Below are 11,622 nucleotides of genomic sequence, written 5' to 3'. Positions count from 1 at the left end.
GGAGGTCGTCGACGCAGAACCGTTCAGGCTCGGCGGCAACCCGGAGAACACTACGGGGCGGTCGAACGACTGTCAACCGCCGCAGGTCAAGTTCTTTTCAGTCGAGATCGGTGAGCCGACCGCCCGCGTCCGGCTGGGCGTGCTCCACCCGGCGGAGCAGACGGGTGAGGACCTCGCCGAGGACGGTGCGCTCGTCCGTCGAGAGGTCCTGGAGCAGGTCCTCCTCGAAGACGGTGGCCAGTTGCATGGCCTCCAGCCACTTCTCCCGGCCGTGCTCCGTCAGCTCGATGATGACGCGGACGCGGTTGGTCTCGTCCCGGTCCCGGGTGACCAGCCCCTCGCCGACCATGCGGTCGATGCGGTGGGTCATGGCGGCCGGGGTGAGGCCGAGGCGCTTGGCGAGGTCTCCGGGGCCCAGCTGGTAGGGGGCGCCGGAGAGGACCAGGGCCTTGAGGACCTCCCACTCCGCGTTGCTGAGCCCGAGGGTCGCGGTCTGGCGACCGTAGGCGACGTTCATCCGGCGGTTGAGGCGGCCGAGGGCCGACACGATCTTCTCGACCTGGGGGTCGAGGCCCTGGAACTCGCGCTGGTAGGCGGCGATCTGCTCGTCGAGGCTCGGCTCGCCCGCGGCCGGGGTGGGAGGCATGGCCGCAGTATGACACGAACCGACTTTGCGTTGAAGTCCTTCTGCATGTACTGTTAACCCTCGAACTTTAGCTTTGAAGTCTTCATGTCTAAGGCAGGTGAATGTGACCAGGGCGATGGGCGCCGCGATGCGCCGGATCCAGACGGGTAGCGCATTGAGTGCGTTCGGCATCGGTTTCACGGTGCCCTTCCTCTACGTCTACGTGGCGCGCGTGCGCGAGCTGGGGCCGACCACCGCGGGGCTGGTGCTCGCCGCGTTCGCGGTGGCCGCGCTGATCGCCCTGCCCTTCGTGGGCCGGGTCATCGACCGGCGGGGCCCCCTTCCGGTGCTCGTCGGCGCCTCGGTCACCGCCTCGCTGGGCGCGCTGGCGCTCGGGGTGTCGGGGACGGCCGCGACCGCGGTGCTGTCCGCGGCGGTGCTGGGTGCGGGCACCGCGGTGATGCAGCCCGCGCTGGCCACCATGATCGTGTGGTGCTCGGAGCCCGCGGGGCGGACCCGGGCGTTCGCCACCCAGTTCTTCCTCCAGAACCTGGGGCTGGGCGTCGGCGGCCTCATCGGCGGACAGATCGTCGACGAGCACCGTCCGGGCAGCTTCACCACGCTGTTCCTCATCGAGTCCGTGATGTTCCTGGTGCTCGCCGCGATCGCAGTCGGGGTGCGGATGCCGAAGGTCGAGCCGGTCGCCGCCGGGGCGGTGCGCGCCGACGGGTCCGGCGGCGGACTGCGGGCCCTGCTGGGGCACCGGGCGATGGTGCAGCTGATGGTGCTCGGCTTCGTGCTGTTCTTCGCCTGCTACGGACAGTTCGAGTCGGGGCTCTCCGCGTACGGCGTGGAGGCCGCGGGCATCTCGCCGTCGACGCTGGGCATCGCCCTGGCGGCCAACACGGCGGTGATCGTGATCGCCCAGTTCGCGGTGCTGCGGTTCGTCGAGTACCGCAAGCGTTCCCGGGTGATCGCCTCGGTCGGACTGATCTGGGCCGTGGCCTGGGCGGCGGCGGCCTACGCGGGGCTGGGCAACGGGAGCCAGGCCATGGCGACCGCGGCCTTCATCTCCACCTACGCGCTGTTCGGACTGGGCGAGGCACTGCTGTCGCCGACGGTGGCGCCGCTGGTCGCCGATCTCGCGCCGAGCGGGATGGTGGGTCAGTACAACTCTGCCTTCGCGCTGGTCAAGCAGTTGGCACTGGCCGTGGGCCCGGCGGTGGGCGGCCCGATGGGCGCCTCCTGGCACGCCCCGTACGTGGTGACCTTCCTGTTGTTCTCCCTGGGCATCACCTATCTGGCGGTGCGGCTCGGTCGGGAGCTGACCCCCGAGCAGAACCAGCCCTCGCTGGTCGCGCCGCGGGTGGTGGCGCTGGGCAAGCCCGAGCAGGCCACGGCCGGGGTGTAGTCACTCCTCCGGCCGGGCCCCGGACCCCTGGGGCAGTGCGAACTCGCACCAGACGGCCTTGCCGCCGTCGAGGGTGCGGCGGGCGCCCCAGGAGGCGGCGATGGCGGCGACGATGGCGATGCCCCGTCCCGTCTCGTCGGCGAGTTCGGCGCGGCGGCGGCGCGGCAGGTGGTCGTTGCCGTCGGTGACCTCGATGGTCAGGCGGCGGTCCGTGCGGCGCAGCCGCAGCCGCATGGGCGGGGTGCCGTGCTGGAGGGAGTTCGCGACGAGTTCGCTGGTGGCGAGGACCCCGAGGTCGTGGAGGTCGGCGGGGAAGCGCCAACTGGTGAGCACCCCGGAGGCGAAGGCCCGGGCCCGGGGCGCGGCCTCCACCCCGCCGAGGAGGTCCAGGGCGGCGTTGCGGAAGAGCTCGCCCTCGGGGCCGGTGCGGGCGGGGTGCTGGAGGACCAGGACGGCGACGTCGTCGTCGTGGTCGGCGGTGACGCCCGCGGTGCGGATCAGGCGGTCGCAGACGACCTGGGGGGTGCCGGTGGCGCCGGCGAGGGCGTGTTCGAGCGTGGTGATCCCCTCGTCGAGGTCCTCCCCGCGCCGCTCGACCAGGCCGTCCGTGTAGAGGACGGCCGTGGAGCCGGGGCCCAGCGGGATGCTGCCGGAGGTGTGGTCCCAGCCGCCGGTGCCCAGCGGAGGGCCGGTCGCGTCGGCGGCGCGGTGGACGGTGCCGTGTTCGTCCCGGACGAGGATCGGCAGGTGCCCGGCGGAGGCGTAGACGAGGCTGCCCTCGTTGGGGTCGTGGACGGCGTAGGCGCAGGTCGCGATCTGGTTGGCGTCGATGTCCGCGGCGAGCCCGTCGAGGAGCTGGAGGACCTCGTGCGGCGGCAGGTCGAGGCGGGCGTAGGCGCGGACGGCGGTGCGCAGCTGGCCCATGATGGCGGCGGCGCGCACCCCCCGGCCCATGACGTCGCCGATGACGAGGGCGGTGCGTCCGCCGCCGAGGGTGATGACGTCGTACCAGTCGCCGCCGACCGCGGTTTCGGTGCCGCCGGGGTGGTAGGTGGCGGCGACGCGCAGGTCGTCGGGGGATTCGAGTTCCTGCGGGAGCAGGGAGCGCTGGAGGGTGACGGCGGTCTCCCGTTGGCTGCGCTCTCCGGCGCGCAGGCGTTCGGCGGCGTCGGCGTGGTCGGTGACGTCGACGGCGAACACCAGGACGTCGCTCCCGCCGCTGCCGTCGGGGGCGTCGTCCAACGGGGTGCAGGTGACGGTGTAGGAGCGGCCGTCGGGGCCCTTGCGGGACTTGATGGTGCGGGGCTTCCCGCTGCGCAGCACCTGGTCGAGGAGGGTGGGCAGGTTGAGGGCGTCCAGTTCGGGGAGGTCCTGCCCCTCGGGGGCGTGCTCGGGGGTGCGGGTGCCGAAGGCGGTGGTCCACGCCTCGTTGGCGTGGACGAGCCGGTGCTCGGGGCCGTGCAGCAGGGCGACGAGGGCGGGGACGCGGTCGAGGACCTCGGGGACCCGCAGCCGGTCGAGCGCCTCCTGGGCGGTGTCGTCCGTGCGGCGTTCGGCCCGGGCGGTGGGCACGGGGCCCGGGCCCCGCGGGGCCGGCGGGGTGCTGTGTGCGGATCGAGCGGCGGCGCGGCGCTGCGTTCCGGGGAGCCGGGCGCTCCAGCGCGTGAAGTTCACTGGGTGGAAGCCTCGTGGGGTCGAGGGGCGGGCGGGCCGCCCGGGGGTCGCGTGAGCCAGTCTGGCCGATGGGTCCGACATCCGTCGTCCGTGGTGGGTCGTCCGTCAGACGCCGGGTGGGGCGGGAGGAGTTCCGCACCGGGGTCAGGTCGACCCCTTCGGGTCATCGGGGGCGGTGTCCCCCGCCGCTTGTTCGAATGCGGCCCGGGGGTGTTCGAGGGAGCCCAGGGAGACGATCTCCCGGCTGAAGAGCCCGGCGAGGGTCCACTCGGCGAGGACGCGGACCTTGCGGCGGACGGTGGGCACCCCGCGCAGATGGCGGACGCGGTGCAGGAACCAGGCGGGGTAGCCCTTGACCGGGCGTCCGCGGACGTGGGCGACGCCCTTGTGCAGGCCGAGCGAGGCGACGCAGGTCGCGGAGCGGTGGACGTAGTCCTTCAGGGGCCGGCCTTCGAGGGCGGCGGCGATGTTGTCGCCGAGGAGTCGGGCCTGGCGCAGGGCGTGCTGGGCGTGGGGGGCGGTGTGTTCGCCGGGGCGGGTGAGGTCGGGGACGGCAGCGGCGTCGCCGGCGCCCCAGGCGTGGGGTGCGCCGTCGACGGCGAGTCGGGCGGTGCAGGCGAGCCGGCCGGTGTCGGTCAGCGGGAGGTCGGTCGCGGTGAGCAGCGGGTGAGGCGCGGTGCCGGTGGTCCATACCAGGGTGCGGGTGGGCAGCCGTGAGCCGTCGCTGAGGTGGGCGACCCGGTCGGTGCAGCGGGCGAGCCGGGTGTTCAGGCGGACGTCGACCCCGCGGCGGCGCAGTTCGCTGACGGTGTAGGCGCCGAGGTCGGGGGCGACGTCGGCCAGGACCCGGTCGGCCGCTTCGACGAGCACCCACCTCATGTCCTCGGGGCGGACGTTGTGGTAGTGGCGCACCGCGTAGCGGGCCATGTCCTCCAGTTCCGCGAGGGCTTCGACGCCGGCGTACCCGCCGCCGACGAAGACGAAGGTGAGGGCGGCGGCGCGCAGCTCGGGGTCGCGGGTGGAGGAGGCGAGGTCGAGCTGTTCGATGACGTGGTTGCGCAGTCCGATGGCCTCTTCGAGGGTGCGGAAGCCGATGCCGTGTTCGGCGAGCCCGGGCACGGGGAGGGTGCGGGAGACCGTTCCGGGGGCGAGGACGAGTTCGTCGTAGGCGATGGTGGTGGTGCCGGTGCCCTCGTCCGCGGTGGCGAGCGTGCTGACGGTGGCGGTCCGCTTGGCGTGGTCGACGGCGTGCGCCTCGCCGATGACGACGCGGCAGCGGTCGAGGAGCCGGCGGAGCGGGACGACGACGTGCCGGGGGTCGATCGAACCGGCGGCGGCTTCGGGGAGGAGGGGACGGTACGTCATGTAGGGGTCGGGGGTGACCAGGACGATCTCCGTCTCGCCGCGGGCGATGGACGCGGCGAGGTTCCGCTGGAGGCGCAGGGCGGTGTACGTCCCGACGTATCCGCCGCCGATCACGAGGACGCGGACGGCGGGTGTCGGGCCGGGTGGTGTTCCCGGGGCGTTGGCGGCCTTCACCCACCCATGACGCAACGGGCTCCGGAGTTTGTCCACAGCCTGAGCAATTTGTGTGACCGGAATTCGGCGGACCGCGGTGCCCGCAGAACGGGCGGAACCGCCGCCATATCGTTGGGAAACCCCGTGGAGGCGCAGGTCAGTGCGTGGGAGCGGGCCCACGGTCAGCCGCCCATTAGGGGTGCAATCGGGGCGTACTCCGATCGGGGGTCCCCGTGGCGGAACGCGCCCCTTCTGAATCCACCCCTGCTCAACTATGTTCGTGTCACGTCGGAGTGTCGGGGGACACACTCGACGGGCTCACCCACGGGAGCCCGTCCCGCGCGCCAAGTCCCTCCTGCTCCGATCTGCCGACGGCGGGGAGCGTCTCCGGGGGGAGACGTCTTGAATCCGGGGGAACACATATGCATACGCAGAATCAGCAGTGGCCGACCGCACGCGGTGTGACGGCCCATGCGGTGCCCGGCGCGACGACCAACGCGCCCGGGCACGACCAGGCCCAGGCGGCGCGTTCCGCGCCCTTGCGGGTGGACGCCCAGCGCAATCTGGAGCACGTGTTGCGTGCCGCGCGCGAGGTGTTCGGGGAGTTGGGGTACGGAGCGCCGATGGAGGACGTGGCGCGCCGGGCCCGGGTGGGGGTCGGCACGGTGTACCGCCGGTTCCCCAGCAAGGACGTGTTGGTGCGCCGGATCGCCGAGGAGGAGACCTCCCGGTTGACGGAGCAGGCGCGGGCCGCGTTGGGGCAGGAGGAGCAGCCGTGGTCTGCCCTGTCGCGTTTCCTGCGCACCTCCGTGGCGTCCGGGGCGGGCCGGCTGTTGCCGCCCCACATGCTGCGGGTGGGGGTGCCCGACGAGGGCGCCGCGCTCGTGGACGGCGTCGAGGGCGTTCCGTCCGGGGAGCCCCGGGTGCCGCAGCAGCGGAGCGCCGGGGGCGGTGAGGCGGCGGCCCTCGCGGTGCCGGTGGCCGGCCCGGCCCCGGGCGAGGAGGCCGGTGCGGGCGGGGCCGTGGAGGCGGGCGCGGAGCCCGGTGCGGCGGCCGGGTGGGACGGGGACGCCGGGGTGGACGCCCTGCTCGACGTGGTCGGGCGGTTGGTGGAACGGGCCCGCTCCGCGGGTGAGTTGCGGCGTGACGTGACGGTGTCGGACGTGCTGCTGGTGATCGCCACGGCGGCGCCCTCGCTGCCCGATGCGGACCAGCAGGCCGCGGCGTCGGCCCGGCTGCTGGACATCCTGTTGGAGGGACTGCGGTCCCGCCCGTCCTGAGTGCGCGGGGGCGTCGCCCGGGGCCGTGCCGGCTGCCGGGCGACGCCCGTTCCCGTCGGAGGGCCGGGTCCCTTCCGAGGGCAATAAGATCAAATCGGCCAAAAGTTCGACCCGTCGGAAAGAGCCCGAATCGGCCGCATCGCCGCCAACTCCCTGCACGTTACATGTAGTTGCTCGTCAGCGTCTTGAAGTCGATGGCCGGAAAAGAGTGCCTCGGATGAGTGGCTGAGGGAAGTACGCCTCAAGGCCGCCATCCCGGTGTGGCACGCTTGCCCGGTGGTCGTAGAGTGTGCGGGCGGGTGCTTTGCGTGATGGACGTGGACGGACCGGAGGAGCCGAAGGGCCCCGCGACCGGCACAGCCGACGGTTCCCCGGCGCACCAGGTGCCCGGCCAACCGGGTCCGGCCCGCACGGTCGGACCGAAGCCGCCGAGCGCTCCCGACGCACCGCCCGGCACCGGCGGTCCGACGGTCGACCCGCGGGCCGCCGTCCCCCAGCAGCGGCACCGCCTCGTCCCGCCGCCGCCCGCCCCGGCACCCGGCGGACCGACCGCCGGGGACCCGCCTCCGTCCCCCGGTCTGCCGCCCCCCGACGCCGAGTTGATCGGGCGCATGCGGGCCGGCGACGACTCCGCGTACGAAGCGCTGTACCGCCGGCACGCCCCGGCGGTGCACCGGTACGCGCGCACCTGCTGCCGGGACCGGCACACCGCGGACGACCTGACGGCCGAGGTCTTCGCCCGGATGCTCCAGGCGGTGCGCCGCGGCGCGGGGCCGGAGCACGCCGTGCGGGCGTATCTGCTCACCACGGTCCGCCGGGTCGCCGCACACTGGACGAACTCCGCCAAACGCGAACAACTCATCGATGACTTCGCCCTCTTCGCCGCGCAGGCGGCCCGTGGCTCGGAGCTGGCGGACGACACCGCCGTCGACGAGGGCGCCGACGTCCGCGCCATGCACGAGGCCGAACGGTCCATGGCCATGCGGGCGTTCCGCAGCCTGCCCGAGCGCTGGCAGGCCGTGCTCTGGCACACCGAGGTCGAGAACGAGTCCCCGAGCGAGGTCGCCACGCTCTTCGGGCTCGACGCCAACGGCACCCGGGTCCTGGCCAGTCGCGCCCGGGAGGGGCTCAAGCAGGCGTACCTCCAGGCCCATGTGAGCACCGCGCTGACCACCAGCGAGGAGTGCGCCCGCTACGCGGACCGGCTCGGTGCGTTCGCCCGCGGCGGCCTGCGGACGCGGGCCGAACGGGGCCTGCGCAAGCACCTGGAGGAGTGCGCCAAGTGCCGCATCGCGGCCGGGCAGATCAAGGAGGTCGCCGGCGGCATCCCGGCGGTCGTGCCGGTCGCCGTCATCGGTTGGTTCGGCGCCGCCGGCTACGGCAAGGTCGCCGCGAGCGGCGGGGCCGCAGGCTCCGGTTCGGCGGGCGGCTCCGGGGGCGGCGGCCTGTCGGAGGCGGTCGGCGGACCGGTCAAGGCGGGCATCGGGGCCGCACTCGCCCTGGCCGCGGCCGTCGCGGTGGCCTTCGCCCTGGTCGGCAACGAGGGGGCGCGGCCCGAGGAGCCGCGCGCCAAGCCTCCGGTCTCCCAGCCGGGTGAGGCCCCGCCGGTCGCCCGGCCGCAACCGGTGCCCCCCACCCCGGCACCGGCCGCACCCGCCGCCCCGCCGCCCGGGGCGGGCCCGGCACCGGAAGCACCGGCACCGGCCGCGGAACCGGACCCCGTCGCCGAGGCCGAGGCCCCGCCCGCCACGGCGCCGGCGGAGCCGCCGGCCGCGGAACCGGACCCCGAACCCACGCCCGAGCCCGAGGCCGCCCCGTCCGCCTCCGCCGAACCGGAGCCCGAGCCGAGCCCTTCCGCGCCCTCCCCGTCCCCCTCTCCGAAGCCCACGCCCACCCCCCGCCCCGAGCCCACGTCCTCCTCCGCGCCCTCCACCCCGCCGCCGGCCCCGGAGGTCTACGAGTGGAGCGAACTGCGCTACGCCGGCCTCGGCGACGGCACCGGGCCGGAGATGCGTCCCGGTGAGAGCAGTTGGGTGTGGCAGCGGCGGGGCCCGTCCATCGCCGGACAGCCCTACCCGCACGGGGTGACCGTGCACGGGCAGTCGTCCGTGACCATCGACCTCAACCGCGCGTGCCGGTCCTACGACGCCGTCGTCGGCGTGGACGACCTGGCGCTCGGCGGCGGCAAGGTGCGCTTCGCGGTGTACGCGGACGGGGAACGGATGTGGCACTCGCCGATGGTGAAGGCGGGCCGGCCTGGCGTCGCGGTGCACGTCGACCTGACCGGACGGTCCACGATCCGCCTGGTCGTCGAACCGCACACGGTGTTCGACACCCTGGTGCTCTCCACCTGGGCACAGTCCCGGTTCACCTGCTGAGGGCGGTTCGCCCTCAGGGACGGGCCCCGGCCCCCAGTGCGCCGCGGGCGGCACCGAGGGCACTGCGGTCGGGGGCCACCGAACCGGTGGGGACCGCCCGCTGCCGGCCGGGCGTCCCCGTCCAGCAGGTGCCGCGACGGGCGAGCAGCCGACGCAGCCAGAGTTCGACGGCGACCAGGTCGGCGAGGCCGGCGAGGGCGTCCGGGGGCAGCGGTGCGCCCTCCGCGGCGGCCCGCAGGGCCTTGCGGACGGCCCGGGCCTCCACCAGCCCGGCGTCGGCGAGCAACGGGGTGCCGAACAGGTCCAGCAGGTCGGTGAGGGCGGTGCCCAGCCCGGTGCGGGCGGCGCTGGTCCGCGGGGCGGGCGCGGGGGTGCCCCAGCCGGGCGGCAGGTGGGAGATCCCGGAGTCGGCGAGGACCGTGCGCAGGACGTCGGCGCGGGCGCCGGGGCGCACCCGGAGCGCTTCGGGCAGCGCCCGGCAGGCGCGGACCACCTGGTTGTCGAGGAACGGGGCGTGCAGTCGCTGGGAGCGGACCTCGGCGGCCTGTTCCAGGATCCGCAGGCCGGCGGCGTGCCGGGCGAGCGCGGCCCGGGCGCGGAACTCCCCGGGGCGCAGGCCGGGCCCCGGCCCGGGACGGCCGGCGCCGCTCTGGAGGCGGGCGGCGACCTCGGCGAGGGCCTCGCCGGTGAGCCAGGGGGCGGCGGGCCCCGGGCGGGCCCAGGTGAGGGCGGCGAGGAAGGCCCGCAGCGCACCCTCGCCGCCGGGCTCCTCGGGGCGGCGGCGCAGCAGCCGGTCGGCGAGGGCGTCGATGCCGGCGCGGTGGGGGGTGCGGGCGAGGCGGCGGGCGGCGACGTAGGCGCGGGTGGCCCCGGGCAGGCCGAGGGAGCCGTTGCCGTCGACCTTGCCGAGGGCGGCGACGGGCCGGATCAGATGGCGTCGCTTGCGGTCGATGAGGAGGTCGGCGAGACGGGCCGGGTGGGCGTCGAGGACCTGGCGGGCGCCGTGGCCGGTGAGGTGGTCGGCGCTGCCCGCGGCGAGCCGGGCGCGGTGCCGGGCCGCGGTGACCAGGCCGGGCCCGGGTTCGTCGGTGAGCGGGCCGTCCAGGTCGACGTAGGGGAGGGTGCGTTCGGTGCCGGCGACGACGACGTGGTGGAGGCGGGGGTCGGCGGCGAGGGCGCCCGCGCGGGCGAGTTCGTCGTCCTGCGCGCGCTCGTCGGCGGCGGGGGCGGCGAGGTCGTTGAAGGTGACGGCGAGGAGGCGTTCGCCGCCGCCGGTGCCGTGCCCGCGGACGGTGCCGGGCACGCCGGGCAGGCCGGCGGCGAGCAGGGCGAGGGTGGCGGAGGCGGGGCCGCCGGACAGGTCGGCGCCGACGCCGGGGGCGGGGGTGCCGCGGGCGGCCCGGCGGTCGGCGGGGCCCATCCCGGGGACGGGACCGGGGTCGGGGAGGACGCCGGGGACGTGCCGGGGGGCGGAGAGTCGGGCCCGGACGGCTTCCACCAGGGCCTCGCGCACCCCGTCCACGGCGCTGGCCGCGTCGATGGGCGGCGCGGCCACGGTGAGGGAGGTGACGGGGTCGTACCCGGCGATCTCGCGGGCGCCCTGGCGCAGGATCAGCGCGTGTCCGGGCGGTACCCGGTGCACCCCGAGGTAGGGGGTGGAGTCGTGCAGGGCCTCGGGGACGTCGGGGGTGGCGAGGAGCGCGGCGAGGTGGCCGACGTCGAGGTGGGCCTCGACGAGGTCGGCGAGCGGGAGGGCGGCGGTGGCGTAGGCGGTGCCGCCCGACCAGGCGGTGTGGAAGACGGGCCGGGCACCGGCGAGGTCGCCGGCGACGGTGACCCGGCGGCCGCTCTGGACGACGGCGGTGTAGCTGCCGGACCAGGCGGTGAGGTGGCGCAGCGCGCCGCCGCGGGCGACCAGGAGTCCGTGGCGCAGTTCGTCGTCGGAGGCGCCGCAGGTGCCGAGGACGGCGAGGCGGGTCCCGGCGTCGACGGTGAGGGTGCGGATCTCGTCCGGGCGCCAGTCGCCGACCGCCCAGAGCGGGTCCGGGTCGGCCCACAGGAGTTGGGCGCCCACGGGTTGGAGGGTCTCGCCGTCCGCACCGACCGTGCCCGCACACCCCGGTCCGGACGTGCTCGGGGCGGCCGTGCTCCACCCCACCAACCACCGCATCGACGCCTCCACGAGCTGTGGACAACCAGTGCACCGCAGGAACCAGGAACCACGGACCCGGACCATGCTGCCACGAAGGAGGAGCGCGGGAGCGCCTCCCGGCCGGCTTCCCGGGTCGTGGTGCGCGGCCCCTCCGCACACCGGCGCGCGGGACGGCGGACGCGCACGGGCCGGAGAGCTGCGCGCTGCACGCGCCCCCCGTCCGCTCCCTGAGCGCCCCGGGGAGCGGGCGGCGCGACCAGGGGTGACGGTTCGTCGGCCGGGAGGCGGCTCATCCGAACCCCGCCGGTGCGGTCGGGTCGTCGATCGGGTGTATACGGTGGACGGGTCGGGTCGCCGACCGGTCCGCGCCCCGGCGCGGACCCGGGTTCGGGTGGTTCTGGGGGCGCTTGGCCGCCAGCGTCGCGGGCTCCTCCCCCGGGGAGTGGGCGCGGGACCGGAGCTCCGGCGCACGGAACGGACGGCGCGCACCGGGGTGTTCCAGCGCGAAGAGCTTGCGGAATCAACGGCAACAGGGGCGATATTCGGCCAACTTGGGCGGGCCGAAGCGCCCCGAGGGCTCCCGT

Annotated in this window: 7 protein-coding genes; 3 read left to right on the top strand and 4 right to left on the bottom strand. The window is 75.4% G+C overall.

The annotated features are described in order from the left end of the window. Nucleotides 1-97: 97 nt before the first annotated feature. The gene (locus ACSMX9_RS15755) at nucleotides 98-646 is read right to left on the bottom strand and encodes a MarR family winged helix-turn-helix transcriptional regulator (protein ID WP_366117811.1); all 549 of its coding nucleotides are present in this window, start codon (nucleotides 644-646) and stop codon (nucleotides 98-100) included. Nucleotides 647-761: 115 nt separating this feature from the next. On the opposite strand from ACSMX9_RS15755, the gene ACSMX9_RS15750 reads away from it, so the two are divergent. Continuing rightward, entirely contained in the window at nucleotides 762-2,036 is a 1,275-nt protein-coding gene (locus ACSMX9_RS15750) for an MFS transporter (RefSeq protein ID WP_445403001.1), read from the top strand. On the opposite strand, the gene ACSMX9_RS15745 is transcribed toward ACSMX9_RS15750, so the two are convergent. Then, on the bottom strand, nucleotides 2,037-3,710 hold the full coding sequence (locus tag ACSMX9_RS15745) for an ATP-binding SpoIIE family protein phosphatase (RefSeq protein ID WP_445394759.1): 1,674 nt from the start codon (nucleotides 3,708-3,710) through the stop codon (nucleotides 2,037-2,039). A 144-nt stretch (nucleotides 3,711-3,854) separates the two neighbouring features. After that, entirely contained in the window at nucleotides 3,855-5,249 is a 1,395-nt protein-coding gene (locus tag ACSMX9_RS15740; RefSeq protein ID WP_445394758.1) for an NAD(P)/FAD-dependent oxidoreductase, read from the bottom strand. A 401-nt stretch (nucleotides 5,250-5,650) separates the two neighbouring features. Between ACSMX9_RS15740 and ACSMX9_RS15735 the strand changes: the two genes are divergently transcribed. Together ACSMX9_RS15735 and ACSMX9_RS15730 are read left to right on the top strand one after the other, a co-directional pair. Next, on the top strand, nucleotides 5,651-6,508 hold the full coding sequence (locus ACSMX9_RS15735; protein ID WP_445394757.1) for a TetR/AcrR family transcriptional regulator: 858 nt from the start codon (nucleotides 5,651-5,653) through the stop codon (nucleotides 6,506-6,508). Nucleotides 6,509-6,819: 311 nt separating this feature from the next. Beyond that, nucleotides 6,820-8,886 carry a sigma-70 family RNA polymerase sigma factor gene (locus ACSMX9_RS15730; protein ID WP_445394756.1) on the top strand — a complete coding sequence of 689 codons (2,067 nt, stop codon included), beginning with the start codon at nucleotides 6,820-6,822 and terminating at the stop codon, nucleotides 8,884-8,886. A 13-nt stretch (nucleotides 8,887-8,899) separates the two neighbouring features. On the opposite strand, the gene ACSMX9_RS15725 is transcribed toward ACSMX9_RS15730, so the two are convergent. After that, nucleotides 8,900-11,056: an asparagine synthase-related protein gene (locus ACSMX9_RS15725; protein ID WP_445394755.1), complete on the bottom strand. Its 2,157-nt coding sequence runs from the start codon at nucleotides 11,054-11,056 to the stop codon at nucleotides 8,900-8,902. Nucleotides 11,057-11,622: the final 566 nt, after the last annotated feature.

The sequence above is a fragment of the Streptomyces sp. LE64 genome, from assembly GCF_052606915.1.
This window is presented reverse-complemented; position numbering and strand designations above follow the sequence as displayed.

Bases quoted from the DNA above. Each gene is read 5' to 3' on its own strand.
- ACSMX9_RS15730 (WP_445394756.1), top strand. From the start codon at position 6,820: ATGGACGTGGACGGACCGGAGGAGCCGAAGGGCCCCGCGACCGGCACA.
- ACSMX9_RS15755 (WP_366117811.1), bottom strand. From the start codon at position 646: ATGCCTCCCACCCCGGCCGCGGGCGAGCCGAGCCTCGACGAGCAGATC.
- ACSMX9_RS15725 (WP_445394755.1), bottom strand. From the start codon at position 11,056: ATGCGGTGGTTGGTGGGGTGGAGCACGGCCGCCCCGAGCACGTCCGGA.
- ACSMX9_RS15750 (WP_445403001.1), top strand. From the start codon at position 762: ATGGGCGCCGCGATGCGCCGGATCCAGACGGGTAGCGCATTGAGTGCG.
- ACSMX9_RS15735 (WP_445394757.1), top strand. From the start codon at position 5,651: ATGCATACGCAGAATCAGCAGTGGCCGACCGCACGCGGTGTGACGGCC.